The sequence below is a fragment of the Streptomyces rhizoryzae genome, from assembly GCF_023155275.1.
In the GTDB taxonomy this organism is placed as follows: Bacteria; Actinomycetota; Actinomycetes; order Streptomycetales; family Streptomycetaceae; genus Streptomyces; species Streptomyces rhizoryzae.
Map to the genome: position 1 here is coordinate 59,624 of NZ_JALMUV010000041.1, position 17,649 is coordinate 77,272.

Consider the following 17,649-nt stretch of genomic DNA (forward strand, 5'->3'; position numbering starts at 1 on the left):
GCGCCCCATCATCACCGTCCGGCGCGCCGGACCCGCACCCGGGTCGGCCGGGGGCCGCCCGGGACCGGCTCAGCAGCCGTCGAGGATCTTCTTCAGCGCCGCCTTCTCCGCCTGGTCCGCGGTGAGCGCGTAGGTGTGCTTCACGCCCACCCACATCCGGGCGTACATACAGTGGTACGACGCCTTCGGTGGCAGCCACTCCGCCGGGTCCTTGTCGCCCTTGGCCTGGTTGACGCTGTCGGTGACGGCGATCAGCTGGGAGTGCGTGAGGTCGTTGGCGAACTCCTGGCGGTGCGCGGTGGTCCACTGCGCGGCACCGGACTTCCACGCCTCGGACAGCGGGACGACGTGGTCGATGTCCACGTCGGACGCCTTGGTCCAGGTCGCCCCGTCGTAGGCGGAGGCCCAGGTGCCGCTCACCGCCGCGCAGCTGCCGTCCTGCTGGACGTTCGTACCGTCGCGCTTGAGCACCACCTCGCGGGTGTTGCAGTTGTTCCCCTGGTCGGTCCAGTGCGGGAACTTGTCGCGGCTGTAGCCGTCCTGGGGGCCCTCGGGCTGCTCCTTGAGGGCGGCGAGGTAGCTCCGGGCGGTGGCCGCGTCCGGCGGGGCGGGCGGGGCGGCCTGGGCGGTCTGGCCGTTGAGGAGGAGCGCGCAGGTCAGAGCGGCGGTGGTGGCCGCGGCGGTGGACACGCGACGCGCGTAGCCCAGTGGCATCGGAACTCCCTGGCTGTGGGGGGAAGTTGGCATGCGGGCGGGGCCATGCTGGCGGTGTGGGGTGGCCGGTGCATGGGCGCCGGGTTACAGCCTGGCGACATGTTCACGTCACTTCAAGGGGTACGGGGGAAGTCGGCCGGCCCGCGCGGGTCCGCGGCCGCCGCCCGCCTACAGTGGGCGCGTGCTGCTGCCGGTCACCCCCGTGCTCGGGATCGTCCTCGCCGTCCTGCTGGTCGCCGCCGTGGCCGTGGCCGCGCTGGCCCACCTCGGCCACGGCCGCGCGATCGCCCTCGCCGGGCTGCGCGCGGCGGCCCAACTCGCCGCCGTCTCCTACCTCATCGGCTGGGTCGTGCACGCGCTGCCCTGGCTGCTGTGCTTCCTGGTGCTGATGTACGCGGTCGCGGTCCGCACCGCGGGCCGCCGGATCACCCGCAACCGCACCTGGTGGTGGGCGGGGCTGCCGATCGCCGCGGGGGTCCTGCCGGTCGTCGGGGTGCTGCTGCTGACGGGGCTGGTGCCGCCGCGCGGCCTCACCCTGATCCCGGTCACCGGCATCCTCATCGGCGGCGCGCTGACCGCCACCGTCCTGGCCGGCCGCCGGGCGCTGGACGAACTGCACGCGCGCCGCGGGGAGTTCGAGGCCGGGCTGGCGCTGGGGCTGCCGGACCGGGACGCGCGGATGGAGGTGGCCCGGCCGGCCGCGTCCGACGCGCTGCTGCCCGGACTTGACCAGACCCGCACGGTGGGGCTGGTCACCCTGCCGGGCGCGTTCGTCGGCATGCTGCTGGGCGGCGCGTCGCCCGTGCAGGCCGGTGCGGTGCAGCTGTTCGTCCTGATCGCGCTGCTGGCGGTGCAGGCGACGGCCTGTGCGGTGGTCCTGGAACTGGTCGCCCGCGGACTGCTCCACCGGGAACCGGCCGGCCGGTGACGCGACCCGCCCGCGGCCGGGCGCTCGGTGCGGGGAGGGACGGGCCGGGCTCGGTCGCTGATGGCCGCCGAGTGGCCGGGCGCCGCCGCTGACGAGGTGCCGGGCGCCGGGCTCAGCCGTCGACGCGGACCGCGATCCCGCCGTCCACCAGCGCCTCGACGCGCACCTGGGTCAGGTCGCGGACGTGGACGGTGGGCGCGAAGCGGGCGGCCCGCTCGCCGACCCCGACGACCCGCATGCCGGCCGCCCGGCCGGCCTGGATGCCCGCCTCGGAGTCCTCGAAGACCACGCAGTCCTCGGGGGCGAACCCCAGCTCGGCCGCGCCCTTGAGGAAGCCCTCCGGGTCCGGCTTGCTGGCGCTCACCGACTCCGCGGTGATCCGCACCGGCGGCATCGGCAGGCCCGCCGCCCCCATCCGGGCCGCGGCCAGCGCGGTGTCCGCGGAGGTGACCAGGGCGTGCGGCAGCCGGGCGAGCGCGGCCATGAAGGCGGGCGCGCCGGGCACCGGCACCACGCCCTCGGTGTCGGCGGTCTCCTCGGCCAGGATCCGCCGGTTGTCCTCGTGATTGCGCTCCATCGGGCGGTCCGGCAGCAGCTCCGCCATCGTGGCCCAGCCCTGCCGCCCGTGGACGACCTTCAGGACGTCCTCCGCCGGGAGCCCCTGCTCGGCCGCCCAGCGCCGCCAGCAGCGCTCCACGACGGCTTCGGAGTTCACGATCGTGGAGTCCATGTCCAGCAGCAGGGCGCGGGCTATGAGCGTGGTGGTGGCCGGCATCGGCGGACTCCTGGGCGCGGGGGCTGGCAGCGGCGCTGTCAGGACGGTCGGGGAGAGATCAAGCGGTCCCGCCCGCCGGTCAGGGAGTGCGGGCGGAACCACTTTGTTTTTTCACGATACAAAACGGCCGGGGCAGCGACAACCGTCCCCGGCCCCGCACCGGCATGGCATGCGTCACGGTTTTCGCCGACGGCGGGGATTTCCGCCGGTTCACCCGGTATGTGCCCGCCCTTTCCGGCATCGGACGCCCCGTCGGACGTCGGACGCCCCGTCGGACGTCGGACGCGCCCCGCCGGACGTCGGACGTCGCACGCCCCCGTCACGGCTCCCGTGTCCGGGCCTCCAGGGAGGCGCGGGTGGCCGGCCCGTACACCCCCTCCGGATCGCCCTGCACTCCGTACAGCCGCTGGTAGCGGGCGACCGCGTCGCGTACCGCCGGGTCGTAGCGGCCGTCCGCGGTGCCCGGGTAGAGCGCCAGCTGCCGCAGCCGCCCCTGGAGTTCCGCGACCTCCGGGCCGCTGGACCCCTCGCGGAGCACGACCGGCCCGCTGGGCGGTGCGCTGGGGCTGGTGCCGTGCGAGGGCGCCGCGACGCTGCCGGAGGCCCGGACGGGCGAGGGGGGAGGCGGGGCGGGGACCGGCGCCCGGTACGGGTGGCCGGGGGCGGTGCCGCGCGGGGTGCGGGAGCGCGAGGTGGCGGGCGCGGGGCGGTCGGTGACCGGGGCGGAGGGGCTCGGCCCGGCGGTGGTGGCCAGGGGCGCGGTGGGGGCGGGCGAGCCGCCGTCCGGCGGGGCGGCGCGGTCCCGGCCGCCGTCGGGGAGCGCCCCGGTGGCGAGGACGGCCACCGCGGCGACGGCGGCGGCCCCGCCCGCGGCCAGGACGGCGGACCGGACCCGCCGGCGCCGTAAGGGACCGGGGGAGCCGGGCCCGACACCGGGGGAGCCGGGCCCGTCACCGGGGGAGCGGGGCCCGCCATCGGGGGCGAGGGGCGCGGCCCCGGGGGGCGGGCCGTCCGCCGCCGGCCACGGCTCGGCGGAGCTGACGGTCCGGGACGCCGGGCCCACGGGGCGGCGCACCCGGGGTAACAAGGCGGTGTCCGCCCCGACCGGCTCCGCCGGACCGCCCGACCCGTATACCCGACCGTCGCCGCCGGGCCCGTACAGCGGACCGCCGCCGCCCCCGCTCCCGTCCGCCGGCCCCCCGCCGCCGTCCGCGCCGCCCCCGCCGTCCACCTCGTCCCCGGAGTCCGCCCGGTCCGGCAGCGAGACGTACGGCCGGACCCGCAGCGGGTCGAAGTCCGCGGCCTCGGCCGCCGCGCACAGGCACGAGGGGCGGCCGTCCCCGCGGGCCGGGGCCAGGCAGTGCGGGCAGGTGGCTGCTGCGGTCACGAGGGTCCCCTCCCTGGAGGCGCGCACCGGGGGGGCCGATTATGCAGAACGCGGCCGTCGGCCCGCAGGCGCTCCACGACATCCGCCCGGCTCCGTTTCCGGCCCCGTTTCCCGGTACCGCCCACCGGTACCCACCCGCTCGGCGGGCCATATCGGACGGAACCGCCCAGGATGGAGAGAAGGCCCGCACGGGCCGGGGAGGACGAGCCGGACACGAGGGAGACCACGCCCATGGCGCAGGACACCAGCGCTCCCGCCGTCCCCGGCGAGGACCGGTCCCGGCGGACGGTCCTCGTCGCGATCGGCGCGCTGCTGCTCGGCTTGCTGATCGCCGCACTCGACCAGACCATCGTCGCCACCGCGCTGCCCACCATCGTCAGCGACCTCGGCGGCCTGTCCCACCTCTCCTGGGTGGTCACCGCCTACCTGCTGGCGTCCACGGCCGCGACACCCCTGTGGGGCAAGCTGGGCGACCAGTACGGCCGCAAGAAGCTCTTCCAGGCCGCCATCGTGCTCTTCCTGATCGGCTCGGTGCTCTGCGGCCTCGCACAGAACATGGGCGAACTGATCGGCTTCCGGGCGCTCCAGGGGCTGGGCGGCGGCGGCCTGATCGTGCTGTCGATGGCGATCGTCGGGGACATCGTGCCGCCCCGCGACCGCGGCCGCTACCAGGGGCTGTTCGGCGCCGTGTTCGGCGGCACCAGCGTGCTGGGGCCGCTGCTCGGCGGGCTGTTCGTGGACCACCTCAGCTGGCGCTGGGTCTTCTACATCAACGTCCCCATCGGCGCGGTCGCGCTCGCCGTCATCGCCACCGCACTGCACATCCCCGCCCGCCGCACCCGGCACCGCATCGACTACCTGGGCACCGCCCTGATCGCCGCGGTCGCCGCCTGCCTGGTCCTGATGACCTCGCTCGGCGGCGTCAGCTACCCGTGGGCCTCCTGGCAGACCGCGCTGCTGGCCGGTCTCGGGGCGGTGCTGCTCGGCGCGTTCGTCCTCGTCGAGCGGCGGGCCGCGGAACCGGTCATCCCGCTGCGGCTGTTCCGCTCCCGCACCTTCACCCTCTGCGCGGTCATCGGCTTCGTGATCGGCTTCGCGATGTTCGGCTCGATGACGTACCTGCCGACCTTCCTCCAGGTCGTGCAGCGGGTCTCACCGACCATGTCCGGGGTGCACATGCTGCCGATGGTGCTCGGCATGCTGCTGTCCTCCACCGCCTCCGGGCAGATCGTCTCGCGCACCGGCCACTACAAGGTCTTCCCCCTCGCCGGCACCGCCGTGACCACCCTCGGCCTGCTGCTCCTGCACCAGCTGGACCCGTCCAGCGGCGTCGTGCTGATGAGCACCTACTTCTTCGTCTTCGGCTTCGGGCTCGGCCTGGTCATGCAGGTGCTGGTGCTCATCGTGCAGAACGCGGTGCCCTACCGGGACCTGGGCGTGGCGACCTCCGGCGCCACCTTCTTCCGCTCCATCGGCGCCTCCTTCGGCGTCTCGATCTTCGGCACGCTCTTCGCGAGCCGGCTCGGCCCGCGGATCGCCACCGCGCTGGCCGGGCAGCCGCTCCCGCCCGGCGTCTCCCCGGCGCGCCTCGCCCAGGACCCGCGGTCGGTCGGCCAGCTCCCGCCCGCCCAGGCCGCCGGGGTCCTCGGCGCCTACTCGGCCTCCATCACCGACGTCTTCCTCTACGCGGTCCCGGTCGTGCTGGCCGCCTTCGTCCTGGCGTGGTTCCTCAAGGAGGAGCCGCTGCGCGCCAGCGTCACCGCCCCGGACACCACCGAGGTGCTCTGCACCAACCCCGTCCAGCGCTCCTCCCGGGAGGAGGTCGCCCGGGCGCTGTCCAAACTGGGCAGCGCGGCGGGCCGCAAGGACATCTACGAGAAGATCACCGCGCGCGCCGGCCTGGACCTCAAACCGGCCGCCGGCTGGCTGGTGCTGCGCATCCACCGCTGCGGCTCGGTGGAACCCGCGCTGCTCGCCGAACGCACCCGGGTGCCGCTCGGGGTGGTCGCCGAGGGCGTCCGGCAGATCGAGGAACGCGGGCTGGCGGCGCGCGACGGACTGGAGCTGCGGCTCACCGACCGCGGCCGGGAAGCCGCCGAACGGCTCGCGGCGGCCCGCCAGGACTCGCTGGCGGAACTGCTGGGCGACTGGTGGACCGAGGACCGCCCCACCGACCTCACCGAACTCGTCCGGGAACTGACCGCGGAACTGTCCGGCTCGGACGCCGAGGAACCGGGCGACGGCGACGCCCGCCGCCCGGTCCCGCGAACCCCGGCGCGCAGCACCGCCTCCGCGCCCCAACGGCCCCGCCCGCCGGACCGCACACCGTAGAGCTGCCGCCGAAGCGGGCCCAGCGGCCCCCGCCCGCCGACGGCCCGCCCGCCCCTCTTCTGTGGGATCGTGTCGCTCCGCTGCTCCCTCCTCGCCCGCAGGACCAGGTGGGTCGTCGATCGACCCTTCGCCTGGCGCCACCAGTTCACACGTCTGAGGACCTGGCGATCATGGAGTTGCGACGCTCTGTGATGACCTGGGAGACCTGTGCCTGTGCTGCCATCGACAAGATGCTCCAGCTCCTGCGATTCGGCTGCTGATCCGTCAGGCATGGACGCCTCACGAGCACGAAAAGGAGAAGTCCGTGATCAAGTTGGCTTTCATCGATATGAATTCAGTGGCAGTAATGGTCGCTGAAGAAAGGGTTGTGATCTAACCCTCTGGGTGCTTTATGCCGCGGGCAATGCGGCGGGGCATCAACGTGATGGAGGCCCAGTGATCAGGGTTTCGGAGTGCTGGACGGGCCGTTCGTAGTCGCGGGCATGTTGGCGGGCGTGCATGATGCAGCCACAAAAATCTCTCGACGCCCCGGCGACGGGGTGGACCGACGAGTCCGGAGCTGTCCTTGGGGCGGCTTTCCTTGGGCTTGTCGCGATCACGTATCCGTCGATCGTTCCCACCCGGACAGTAGCCCTGGTGGCGTGGTGGGCCTTCTCCGTATACCTGAGGCTCACCGACGTTCCGGCCGCCCGGCCTCTCCTGCATACGTTGAGTCGTTTTGCGGAAGTCGGCTAACGTTCGACGGAACCAGGGGGAGGGGGGATCCGGGTGCCGAGCCACATACGACGACGGACCGCGGGGCTGCTGGGTGTTGCGCTGCTGGCCGGGGCAGCCCTGGGATGTGCCCGGGACGAGGGCGAGCGCGTCGCGTCGATGGGCGGTGCCCGTTCGGCGTGCAAGTTGCCGGTGACGTTCGAGGTGGGCGGGCCCTGGAAGGCGAGGCCGCTTGAATCGATCGACTCGGGCACGAAGACGTGGTTCCACTTCTCCCATGCCTGCAAGCTCGATCTGGGGGTGGGGAAGGCAATGGTGGAGCTCACCGTCGACGTCGACGACCTCAAGGGAAACAACCCTCGCGAGGTGCTGGGCGGCCACGACGGCGAGCACATATCCAGCCATGGCGAGTACACGCACGACGAGCACATCAACGAGACAGCGACGGTCGCCGAACAGCCGGCAGCGGAAATGGACTACCGAATCGACCCGCCAGCCGATATTCCCAACTTCTGGGTCCGGAAGCTCGCGGTGGTGGCACCAAAGGGCACCATCGTGGTAGAGGTGAAGAGCAACGACCCCGGTGGCAAGGAACGCACCCGCCAGGTGTACGACCGGCTGAAGTCCTCCATGCGCGTTGCCTCGTGACCTCTACAGCCTGCCTTCGGTGGGAAATCCGGACCTGGTGCCGCATCAGAGGGCCTTTGCGCTCTGTGATGTGACGCGCCGTTCGGTGCTGGTCCGGGCGGCGCGGTATCGCCAGGCTGTCCGGGTGGCAGAACGAGTACGATGCGGTGTTCTGCTGGACGAGTTCGGCCCGCCCAACCTGATGCCCCACCCCGGGCGGCAGGGGGCCGAGCGTGGCGGGAAGCACAAGGACCCCCAACGGGAGCCGAGGCCCCGCCGGCGGGCGACCTACACCCGCCCGCACGGGGCCCGGCACCTGTTCGCCGCTCCCGTGCCTCGACAGCCTCGAAACGGACGCGATGGACCAATTCTGTGGCCGGACTCGTCTTCGACCACCAGATGAAGCGCGTCAGGCGCGTCAGGTACAGGCGTGTGCGGCCTGCCGACTCGCCCGCCCAGCCGACGAACTTTCCGGCTCCAGCTGCTTCCGCTCCGCGTTCGTCAGATCTCCACGTCCCATGCAGTCAGCTTGCCCCCAACACCCCACTCGCAGAGGGAGATCCGAGAAACAGCGCCGTGAATGCGGGAGGGCGTGGCGCTCGCGGAGGGGATGGCGGGGCACGAGGAAATGTGCCCCGCCATCCCCTCCGCGAGCACGGGAGCGTGCGCGTGCCCCGGCTCCGGTACCACGGCCCCGGGCCTGCGGCGTTGTTCTTCCGCAGCTTGTCAGGGGTGTGTAACAAGCCCTTGTGACTCCTGGGGCAGGAGGGTTCCGGTGTGATCAACTGCAGATGCCTCGGGTAACCCCCGTAGCACACCAGTGTGTTGTGCGGTCGCGGAAACGTGACCGCACCGGGCGCGAGGCGGGTCGCGTGGTAGCTCGTGGCCCCTGCTCAGCGGCCATGTGCCCCTTCGGCGCACGTGCCCACAAAGGGAATTGGAGCGAAGAATGCGCAAGAACCTCAAGAAGGCTGCAATCGTCGGTGCCAGCGTCCTGGCGTTCTCCGGCATTGCCACCGGCATGGCTCAGGCGTCGGTGCGGCAGGGCGCGGACATCCCGGGCAAGGGATCCCTCCAGGACTGCACCAACTGGGGCAACGCCCTTCAGGCCCATGGGACGATCGTGGGCTTCGCCTGCATGGAGGACGAAGGCGGCAACTCCTGGGAGCTGACCCCCTACTACGCCAACTGACCCTCTCCTGGCGTCCCGGCGGGACAGGCGAGATCCACGACTCCTGAGCGTTCGGGAAAGCTCCCGTCCGCGAGGGCGAAGCCGAGTAGCCGGGTGCGGCAGGATGGTCGGTCAACTAGGCCCCTGCACCGTCGAGTTGAAGCTCCGAACCTCTCTCGACGGTGCGGGAGCCTTGCGCGTTGCGGCGGGCGGTCCGTGTCGGCGCACGCAGAGAGAGCCCCGCACCGGCTGGTGCGGGGCCCGCTGTGGGAGCGGTGGCAGGCGGTCCTGCTCACCCGGATCGAGCCGGGCGGGTCCGTCATCCTCATCCAGACGCGCTGGCATGACGATGACCTGGCGGGTCGGATCCTTGCCGATGAGGCGGACCGCTGGACCGTCATCAACCTGCCCGCTCTCGCCCTGTCCGAGGATGACGCGCTCGGCCGGCCGGTGGGGGCCGCGCTGTGGCCCCAGCGGTACGACGAGGCGGCGCTCGCCGAGATCCGCCGTTCCGTGGACGAGCGGGTGGGGTGGTCGCTGTATATGCAGCAGCCGCGCCCGCAGGAGGGTGGGGTGTGGCAGTGGTCGTGGATCACTGACCATCGCGTCAAGACACGCCTCCCGGCCCCATGCGCCCCGCGGAACGACTTCCCGGGCAGCTGGCCGTGCCGGCCGAGCACGGCAAGAGACTCCGGGCCGAGCCGATCGCTCAGCTCTACGAGCAGGGCCGTGTTCACCCCGTCGGGGCCTGGCCCGAGCTTGAACAGCAGATGGTCACGTGGGTCGCCGGAATGGACAGTCCGGACCGGATGGATGCTGCCGTACACGGGCTGACGCAGCTCGCAGGCACAGACCCCAGCGGCACGGGCGGTACGCCGTACCAGGACGGGAGGCTGTCCGGGCGCCGCTGACCCGTTGGAGACCCAACGTGACCGAAGAGCTCCTACGGCTCCGCAGGGCGGTGGTGTCGTCCCGAAGTCGGCAACAAACGCTCCCCGCAGATCGCTACATTTCCAGCCGACTGAGTGCGCCTCGATGACCGCGACGCTCCCTGCTTCACGCCGGGTCCGGGCTGGAGCACGTGTGGTTAACGCGCTGCGGCTGCCGGAATCGACGAGCTTGTGGCAGTCCGCCGACTCTGCCGTCCGCAGCGACGGCAATGTGCTCCCCGACGCCCTGCGCGATACCGGCCGGCAGTGGCAAGTTGACGGTTTACGTGCGGGTGGACAGGCGCGCGAGTGCCGCGTCGTAGCGTGCCTGGAGTTCCGCGTCGGCTGATACGCGCAGCAGTGCGCCGAGGGCCCGTACCGCGCCGTCGTCGTAGCCGGAGGACTCCGCCTCCTGGGCCGCCAGGTCGAGGTGTCTGATGCCCTCGGTTTCGTTGCCGAGTCCCAGCAGGGCCTCTCCTTTGACCATGAGCAGCAGGGTCCGGGGGATGTCGGTCGTGCCCAGCTGGTCGTGGAGGGCCAGGGCCTGCGTGGCGGTAGCGAGGGCCTGGCGCCATTTGCCGGCGTCGGCCCGGTGGCGGGCGAGGTGCTGCAGGGTCAGTTTCTCGATGGTGCGGTCGCCGGCCTGGCGTGCCAGCTCCACTGCCCGCTCGCATCCCTGTGCGGCCTCGTCCAGGCTGCCGAGTGCCGCTTGTGCCATGGCCAGCACGATCAGGGCGTTCGCCTCGGCCACCGCGTCACCGGTCCGGGAGGCGAGGGCGCGGGCGGCTTCCAGGTGGGTGAGCGCCTGCGGGATGCGTTCTTCTTCGATCAGGATCCAGCCGAGGACGTTGAGTATCCGCGACTCGCCATGGCGGTCGGCGTCGGCCCGTGCCGCTTCGAGCGCGGTCTCAAGGAGCGGGGCCCAGCCGTCGCGCACGCGCCACACGATCAACGGCCACAGCGTCAGGGCGATCCGCCAGGTCCTGCCGTGCAGTGCTGCGGCGTGCGACGCGGCCACCGCCGATGTGAGGTCGTCCCGCTCGGCCGCGTACCAGGCCACGGCGGCGGGCCGGTCGCCGAACTCCCGTACGGCGGCGGGCGCCAGAAAGTCCGCCGGCAGCGCGAAGCACTCCTCGTTGCCGGGCTCGGCCGCGGCCACCGCCGCCAGGCCCGTGGCGAGGTAGTGGTCGAGCACGCGCTTGAGCGCGTCGGGCCCGGCGTCCAGGCTGCGTGCGTAGAGCCGTACGAGATCGTGCATCGTCCAGCGGCCGGGCGCCGTCTCCGTGACCAGGTGCGCGACCGCCAGCCACTCCAGGCAGGTCTCGGCGGCTGCCGGGTCGGTGTCCGCCAGGGCCGCCGCGGCGTACCGGTCGAGGTGCGTGCCGGGGTAGCGGCCGAGATGGGCGAACAGGCGGGCGACGTGTTCGGGGAGCTGTTGCAGCGTCACCCGCAGCGCCGCTCGTACGCCGGTGTCCTCCACGTCCAGCAGGCTCAGCCGGCGCCTCTCGTCGGACAGTTCGGCGGCCATCGCGCCCAGCGGCCAGGCGGGCCGCTGCGCCAGCCGGGCGGCCGCCACCCGTAGCGCCAGGGGCAGCCCGCCGCACAGCTCGGCCAGCCGTCGCGCGGCGGCCGGCTCCGCGCCGACCCGTTCGGCGCCGAGTACCTCGGCCAGGAGCATCGTGGCGTCCTCTGGTCCGAGCACGTCCACGGCGACGGGCCGGGCGGTGTCGGTGACGATCAGTCCCGGCAGCCGGTGCCTGCTGGTGACGACGGTGACGCAGCGCCGCCCGCCGGGCAGGAGCGGTCGGACCTGCTCGGAGTCGCGGGCGTTGTCGAGCACCACGAGGAGTTGTCGGTCAGCGGCCAGCGAACGGAACAGTGCGGCCGCGCCGTTGACCGACTCCGGTATCCGGCCGTGCGCCACACCGAGCGCCGGCAGGAACTCGCGCAGCACCTCCAGGAGAAGGGGCTCCCCCGTGTCGCCGAAGCCGCGCAGGTCGGCGTAGAGCCGCCCGTCGGGGAAGGCGGCACGGCTGAGGTGGGCCCAGTGCAGCACGAGCGCCGTCTTGCCCACCCCGGCGGGCCCGGTGACCAGACAGACGGGCGCCTCACCCGCAGCGGCCCGGGACACAGCGGCCAGCTCCGCCGCCCGCCCGTGAAAGCCGCGCGGCGCACGCGGCAGCAGATCGGGCACACCCGCGGGCGCAGCGGCCTCCGGGACAGCGGCAGGCGGCAGGATCTCCGTCGTGGGGGCCCGGCGGGGCCGTCCCAGGCTCGCCAGGCGCTCCAGTTCCCGCGCGTCCTGCGGGCTCAGGCGCAGGGCCGTGGCCAGGGCGGACACGGTCCGGCGCTGCGGCCCGCGCGAGCGGCCGCGCTCCATGTACGACAGGGCCCGCACGCTGATCCCCGCCGCCTGCGCCAGCTCCTCCTGGGTGAGCCCGGCGCCCTTGCGCAGGCGGTGCAGGAGTGCGCCGAAGTCGTCGTCGGCCGGTGTTCCCGTACCCATCCTCAAAGCCCCCACGACGCCAGGGCCCACCGGATGCGCACCCCACCCGCAAAAGTATGCAGCAACCTACTTTTGCGGATGGAATTTCCTGTTGCTCCCGAGTTCTGTCGGGTTGACTCAAGGCGCACGAACGCGGGACGGCCCCACCCGGCCGCCCCGCTCCGTCACTTCGCGTACCCCGTGTCCGCCGCCGAAGCGGCGGCCGGAGACCACCGAGAGCTGGCCGACCGGTATCGCCAAGGCGCTTTGTCCGCGTCGCGGCACCCGCCTCTCTCCCGACTTCGCGCACACCGACGAACCCACATGAAAGGCCCGTTTCGATGTCGTTCACCCTGTCCGAGGCGCGAAGAAGGGTCCCTGCGCTAGCCGTGGCGCTGGCCGTTCTGCTCGGCCTGCTCATCGGATATTCCGCTCCGGCCGCTCATGCCACTCCGCCCGACGAAGAGACGGTAACCACGTATAACTCGCAGGGCTACAGACCGGATGATCTGAGGACTCTCAGCAGGCGCAACACCATCGTCCTGGTCCAGGAAGCGGGACCCCGCCCGACGCAATGGATCCATATACGCACCCACACTCGGGGCTCCTACGAAGTCTGGGAGTACGAATGGCCTCTGGGCGGCAGGGACGGGACCCGGCATGTGTACTGGCTCTCGGGCGCCTCGACCGGCGGAGGAACCGGCGGCCGGGTCAATCTGATGATCGTCACGCATCGGGCCGCGGATGAGGTGTTCGTCGCTCCCCCCGGCCGCCCCGGGACGCGGCCCGCCCTGGGTGTGCGTTTCGACAGAGACATCTACTACTCCGTGCACGCACAGTCGGGAGGCGGCTTCGACGCCCCCGATCTGCTCGCGAACATCTCGAATCAGACACGTCAGGCGGCGGGGAACTACGCTTGGACGGCGGCAGGAGACTGGAACCGTGACCCGGACACGATGCGCGGGGCGGCCTCCCTCCAGGGTGGATTCATATACAGGCCCGCGGCTACCACTCAGCAGAGCGGCGGAGAGCTGGATTACATGATCACCCTCCGTTCCCCGTCCAACTACTTCGCAGATCGGGCCCCCGGCATGGGTTCGGACCACTACCCGGTGGAATTCCGCAGCCACGCCACCCGCGACGTATGGATGGGCCTCAGAAGCGCCAGCGACCGGGACCGTGTCCTGGGCATCGAGGGACGCAGCTCGGCGAACGGCACGCGGATCGTTCCGGTCACTGACAGCAGGATGGCCGACGTCACCTGGCGCACGCGGGGCTCCGCGAACGACCACGTCAATCTCGTCAACAACCAGACCCAGAAATGCATCGATGTCGTCGGCGGCAATGACGCCCACAACGGAAGCGCCCTCAACGAATGGGACTGCGCCGGACAGCTCAGCCAGGAATTCATCGTTCGACAATATGGCGGCGGGGCTCTCCAGTTCTTGCACGCGAGGACCGGCCTGTGCGTGACCATGATGGGCGGCCAGGGCCGCGAATACCCAGCATTGAACAACTGTGACAACCCGAAGAATGACGCCCAAAACTTCATACCCGAGTTCCGCGACAAAGACTGACGCCCAAGCCTTCGTACCTCCGTTCCGCGACTGACCAGTGGCACACGCGCGGCCAGGAGCAGCCCACTGCGGGCCGCGCGCTCCAGCAGGCACCGCTGCCCGGCGGCGTCGGCGGCCGCGAGGTCAAGGCCGGCGAGGCCGATGCAGAGCACGACCGTTCCGAGCCGGCGAGTGCGGTCCCGCTCGGGACGGGCGGCAGGCAGCGCAGGCCCCCTAGGCGCCCGCTCCTCTCTGCTCGGGCTGCTGTCCCGCCGCGAGCGGAAGAACTGCCGGCAGCTGGCCGAACAGGCTGGTCACGCGCGGCCGGGGCCGATGCAGCGGCTCCTGCGCCACGCCCGCTGGGACGCCGATGCCGTACGCGACGACGTCCGCGCCTACGCCGTCGAACACCTCGGCACCGACGGTGGTGTCCTCATCGTGGACGAGACCGGTTTCGTGAAGAAGGGCCACTTCTCGGCCGGAGTGCGACGCCCGTACACCGGCACCGCGGGACGCATCGAGAACTCACAGGTCGGAGTCTTCCTCGCCTACGCCACCAGCCGGGGGCGGACGCCTGCTCGACACGGGTGCGGATCAACCACGGCCGCACCACCATCCGCGCGGACACCGTCACCGGCCGCCTGCCCGCCACCGCCCGGCAGCGGCACAGCGCCGGAGCCGGTGCGAAAGGCCCGCGCTCCTACGACTGGGCCCGGGTCCACATCGGCACCGGCAGCCACCGCCACCTGCTGATCCGCCGCAACCGCACCACCGGCGAACTCGCCTTCCACCTGTGCTGGTCACCCACCACAGTCACTCGTGCGGAGCTGGTCCGTGTCGCCGGTGTCCGCTGGAGCATCGAGGAGTGCTTCCAGGCCGCCAAGGGCCAGGTCGGACTCGACCACTACCTGGTCCGCAACCGGACCTCATGGCATCGGCACATCACCCTCGCCCTGCTCGCCCTGGCCTTCCTGACCGCCGTCGCCGCCAGCTCGACACCCGAGCGACCCGCCCAGCCGGCCCATCTCACCCGCAGCCACCCGCCGATCAGGCTGACCGTCCCGGAGATCCGACACCTACTCGCCGCCGTCTACCCACCCACCGTGTCAACGGCCAAGCTGCTGCACTGGTCCAACTGGCGGCGACAACACCAGGCGACAGCCCGCCGCAGCCACTACCGACGACGAACCGGCGACGAACCGCCTGGCTAGATCACGAAACCGCACCGGAGTACTAGGCCCCCACCTCCGAGCAGACGCCCTCCTCCGGGGAGATCTCCTTCTCGAAGAAGATCTCCGCATACGGATCCCCGAAGTGGTACGGGGCGATCTCCCGGTAGCCGTACCGCCGGTAGAGGGCGATGGCCTCGGTCAGGTCCAGCCGGGTGTCCAGCCGGATCCGCTCGGCGCCCCACCCCGCCGCGGCCGCCTCCACGGCCCGCAGCAGCGCGCCCGCGGCCCCCTGCCCGCGCCGTTCGGGCCGTACGAAGACCTGCTTCAGCTCCGCGGTCCGGGCGTCCAGCCGCCGCACCCCCGCGCACCCGGCCGGCTCCCCGCCGCACCGGGCCACCAGCAGTACCCCGTGCGGCGGCGCCAGCTCCGCGCTCGGGTACGCGGCGACGCCGTCCTCGATCTCCTCCGCCGTCGAGCGCCGCCCCTCGTGGAGCAGGTAATAGCGGTCGGCGACGTCGGTGTAGTACGCGCGCAGCAGGTCCCGGGCGGCGGGCGAACCGGCCGGCTCGGCGGCGACGGTCCAGGACGGGGTGGCGATGTCGGTCATGGCGGCCATGCCACGCCGCCGGGGCCCCGGGACGCAACCGGTTTTGCGCCCCGGCGCCCGCCGGGTCAGCCCTGCTTGGGCGCGGCCTGCTGCACGACCTCGAACGACCACAGCGTCGAACCGGACGCCGCCGGCTTCGGCCGCTCGCCGCCCTCGCCGCCGTGCTGGTGCGCGGCCTTCATCGGCCCCTCCATCCACGCCTGGAACGACGCCTCGTCGCGCCACCGGGTGTAGACGAGGTACTGGTCGGTGCCCTCCAGCGGGCGCAGCAGCTCGAACCACTCGAAACCGTCGGCGGAATCCACCGTGCCGGCCCGCGACGCGAAACGCTGCTCCAGCACCTCACGCTGCTCGGCGGGGACGGTCAGCACATTGATCTTTACCACGCTGGACACATGACACCTCTCACACAACGGACGCCGGACCGGCGTCGCGATCTCGACCAGGTGCGTGCAGTCTCCTACATCCGGCAGTCAAAGCGTCGCCAGGACCCTTCACCGGCCGGCCCGGAGGCCCAGATGGAGAAGCGCGAGGCACCGATCACGGCGGAGGGCTGGCATCGCCTCTTCCCCCGTTCTCCGTGTCCTTCGGGACCCGCGACTGGCCGGGTACGCCATCGAACGGCACGGGCGAACCGCGAAGACGAAGGATGCACCCCGGTTCGGCCTGTCCTTCGGCAAGGCCAACTGGGAGTCCGCGCACACAGTGGACGTCTACGCGGCCACGCTGCTGGCGGACTCGGCACGGCACCGGCTCATTGAGTCCGGGAAGACACGGAGCCCCGAACGGTCCGGGGCTGCATACTTCTTCCAGGCCCGCTATCCCCTTCGTAGCTGGCCTTTGCCATCGTAGAAGTTGCCTCCGCACCGGCGGAGTTCACCCCGGGAGTCGTAGAAGTTGCCGCCAGGCTGCCTGAGACGTCCTTGGTAGTCGTAGTACTGCTGACCGATCTTCCTGAGTTGCCCCCGGCCATCGTAGAAGTTGGAACTCCTTGACGTCCTCAACACCCCTTTGCCGTCGTAGTAGTTCCCGCTCGTCGAGTACATGCGGGCCGCTCCCTTCGATCCGGTTGCGCGATGCCGTCAGGGGATAGTCCAACACGCGCGACAGCATGTCGAGATGAATATGCACAGCGGCGGTCCAGGCGCTGCCGCGCGGGACAAACCCAGGCCCCGAGGGGAGCACGCTCCGGGGCTGCGGTTCGCGGTCGGTCAGGCTGCGGCGCTGAGGGGGCGTCCGCCGTCCGCCCCCGGCGGATGCCCTTCCGCACTGCGGATGCGGGCGCGTGCCTCGCGTGGGGCGGCAAGTACGTCGGGGTGGCGGGCGTCGGCATCCTGCGCCGGCGCAGGATGCCCAACGGCCCGAACTCGTCGAAGGCGAAGCTCCGGTCCGGGAAGCGGTCCAGAACCTGCTCGATCCGGTCAAGCTTGGCGTCGCGATGAGGGTCGGGTGATTCCACCGTAAGGCTTCCCGGCCGATGCGGCGCCTGGTGGGGCGGGTGGTGGCCGTCCGGATGACGAAGTCCTCGACATCAGGGTGAGCTGGCGCAAGTTCGCGTCCCGCTCTTGACGGCCGCTACTGGCACTCCTTGAGCACGGTGATGTTCACGCGTACCAGCCTCTGGTCCGGGTCGTTCGGGGACGGAATGATCAGTACGAAGGCGCTGCCGGGCGCGAGGGCTTCGCCACCGGGGTTGAACATGGCACCGTCGGGGCCGTCTTCCTTGCTTCCCTGAGAGACGCGCACCACGTTGGGGTTGTCCGAGTGTATTTTGGTGTTCCAGGGTTCCGGCAGGCCAATGAAGTCGAAGTACTTGCCGACCTTGGCCTGTACCGCAGTTTCCCATCGGTTTACGAAGATCGGTGGAAGGCTTTTGGGGGTTTCCTTCTCGGCGTCTGTGGTCACGGCAACCACCCCTTGCAGAACGGGATAACGAGATTCGCACGCCGTCTTCCGCCAGAACATGCGAAGCGGCCAGGGCCGCGATGCGCCTGGCCGGTGTCTGCCGTCTCCCAACGGGCGGCGCAAACCATGCCGACCACGCTATGGGCCCTCTTTTTCATTGTCTGCGGCCCGTCCCCGCATGCAAGCCGGGCCACCGGCGCGGTCACCCATGGACCTCGCGTCCGTGTGCCGCCCCACCCCGGCACACGGACGGCTCTGCGCGCGGTCAGCCGTGCGTCTTGGCGAACGAGACCAGGTGGGCGAACGACTGCGGGGTCAGGGTGAGGACCGGGCCGTCCGGGGTCTTGC

At 71.7% G+C, this 17,649-nt stretch carries 13 protein-coding genes and 4 pseudogenes; 8 read left to right on the top strand and 9 right to left on the bottom strand.

What is annotated here, in order from left to right; genetic code table 11:
* Window positions 1–69: 69 nt before the first annotated feature.
* Window positions 70–714, bottom strand: coding sequence for an HNH endonuclease family protein (locus MUU72_RS27240; RefSeq protein ID WP_248016064.1), 645 nt, complete (start codon window positions 712–714; stop codon window positions 70–72).
* Window positions 715–895: 181 nt separating this feature from the next.
* Here MUU72_RS27240 and MUU72_RS27245 point away from each other — a divergent pair, with 181 nt between their 5' ends.
* Window positions 896–1,642: an ABC transporter permease gene (locus MUU72_RS27245; protein ID WP_248016065.1), complete on the top strand. Its 747-nt coding sequence runs from the start codon at window positions 896–898 to the stop codon at window positions 1,640–1,642.
* A gap of 112 nt (window positions 1,643–1,754) precedes the next feature.
* Here the strand turns inward: MUU72_RS27245 and MUU72_RS27250 are convergent, their stop codons facing one another.
* Both MUU72_RS27250 and MUU72_RS27255 read right to left on the bottom strand, forming a co-directional pair.
* Window positions 1,755–2,417 (bottom strand): HAD-IA family hydrolase, encoded by a 663-nt coding sequence (locus MUU72_RS27250; protein WP_248016066.1) that lies wholly within the window; start codon window positions 2,415–2,417, stop codon window positions 1,755–1,757.
* A 319-nt stretch (window positions 2,418–2,736) separates the two neighbouring features.
* On the bottom strand, window positions 2,737–3,480 hold the full coding sequence (locus MUU72_RS27255; RefSeq protein ID WP_248016067.1) for a peptidoglycan-binding domain-containing protein: 744 nt from the start codon (window positions 3,478–3,480) through the stop codon (window positions 2,737–2,739).
* 555 nt (window positions 3,481–4,035) lie between these two features.
* Here MUU72_RS27255 and MUU72_RS27260 point away from each other — a divergent pair.
* Window positions 4,036–6,135, top strand: a complete 2,100-nt coding sequence (locus tag MUU72_RS27260) for an MDR family MFS transporter (protein WP_248016068.1) — start codon at window positions 4,036–4,038, stop codon at window positions 6,133–6,135.
* A 396-nt stretch (window positions 6,136–6,531) separates the two neighbouring features.
* On the opposite strand, the pseudogene MUU72_RS35935 reads toward MUU72_RS27260, so the two are convergent.
* A pseudogene (locus MUU72_RS35935) lies at window positions 6,532–6,711 on the bottom strand (IS5-like element IS4811 family transposase); the annotation flags it as partial.
* A 192-nt stretch (window positions 6,712–6,903) separates the two neighbouring features.
* Here MUU72_RS35935 and MUU72_RS27265 point away from each other — a divergent pair.
* From MUU72_RS27265 to MUU72_RS27270, 3 genes and pseudogenes are all read left to right on the top strand, one after another.
* A complete protein-coding gene (locus MUU72_RS27265; RefSeq protein WP_248016069.1) occupies window positions 6,904–7,497 on the top strand; it encodes a lipoprotein in 594 nt (197 codons plus the stop codon).
* A gap of 154 nt (window positions 7,498–7,651) precedes the next feature.
* Window positions 7,652–7,804, top strand: a pseudogene (locus tag MUU72_RS35710) (IS630 family transposase); the annotation flags it as partial.
* Window positions 7,805–8,413: 609 nt separating this feature from the next.
* Window positions 8,414–8,668, top strand: coding sequence for a hypothetical protein (locus MUU72_RS27270; RefSeq protein ID WP_248016070.1), 255 nt, complete (start codon window positions 8,414–8,416; stop codon window positions 8,666–8,668).
* 1,191 nt (window positions 8,669–9,859) lie between these two features.
* On the opposite strand, the gene MUU72_RS27275 is transcribed toward MUU72_RS27270, so the two are convergent.
* On the bottom strand, window positions 9,860–12,082 hold the full coding sequence (locus tag MUU72_RS27275; RefSeq protein ID WP_248016071.1) for a helix-turn-helix domain-containing protein: 2,223 nt from the start codon (window positions 12,080–12,082) through the stop codon (window positions 9,860–9,862).
* A 320-nt stretch (window positions 12,083–12,402) separates the two neighbouring features.
* Here MUU72_RS27275 and MUU72_RS27280 point away from each other — a divergent pair, with 320 nt between their 5' ends.
* From MUU72_RS27280 to MUU72_RS36040, 3 genes and pseudogenes are all read left to right on the top strand, one after another.
* A complete protein-coding gene (locus MUU72_RS27280; protein WP_248016072.1) occupies window positions 12,403–13,638 on the top strand; it encodes an RICIN domain-containing protein in 1,236 nt (411 codons plus the stop codon).
* A gap of 141 nt (window positions 13,639–13,779) precedes the next feature.
* Window positions 13,780–14,187, top strand: a pseudogene (locus tag MUU72_RS36035) (transposase); the annotation flags it as partial.
* A 17-nt stretch (window positions 14,188–14,204) separates the two neighbouring features.
* Window positions 14,205–14,828 carry a hypothetical protein gene (locus MUU72_RS36040; RefSeq protein WP_443743067.1) on the top strand — a complete coding sequence of 208 codons (624 nt, stop codon included), beginning with the start codon at window positions 14,205–14,207 and terminating at the stop codon, window positions 14,826–14,828.
* 22 nt (window positions 14,829–14,850) lie between these two features.
* Here MUU72_RS36040 and MUU72_RS27290 read toward each other — a convergent pair whose 3' ends face one another.
* The 4 genes and pseudogenes from MUU72_RS27290 to MUU72_RS27305 all read right to left on the bottom strand — a co-directional run bounded on the left by MUU72_RS27290 (window position 14,851) and on the right by MUU72_RS27305 (window position 17,301).
* Entirely contained in the window at window positions 14,851–15,396 is a 546-nt protein-coding gene (locus MUU72_RS27290) for a GNAT family N-acetyltransferase (RefSeq protein WP_248016073.1), read from the bottom strand.
* A 65-nt stretch (window positions 15,397–15,461) separates the two neighbouring features.
* Entirely contained in the window at window positions 15,462–15,791 is a 330-nt protein-coding gene (locus MUU72_RS27295; protein ID WP_248016074.1) for an antibiotic biosynthesis monooxygenase family protein, read from the bottom strand.
* 953 nt (window positions 15,792–16,744) lie between these two features.
* Window positions 16,745–16,929 (bottom strand): annotated as a pseudogene (locus MUU72_RS27300) (IS630 family transposase); the annotation flags it as partial.
* Between the two features lie 42 nt (window positions 16,930–16,971).
* Entirely contained in the window at window positions 16,972–17,301 is a 330-nt protein-coding gene (locus tag MUU72_RS27305; protein ID WP_248016075.1) for a hypothetical protein, read from the bottom strand.
* Window positions 17,302–17,649: the final 348 nt, after the last annotated feature.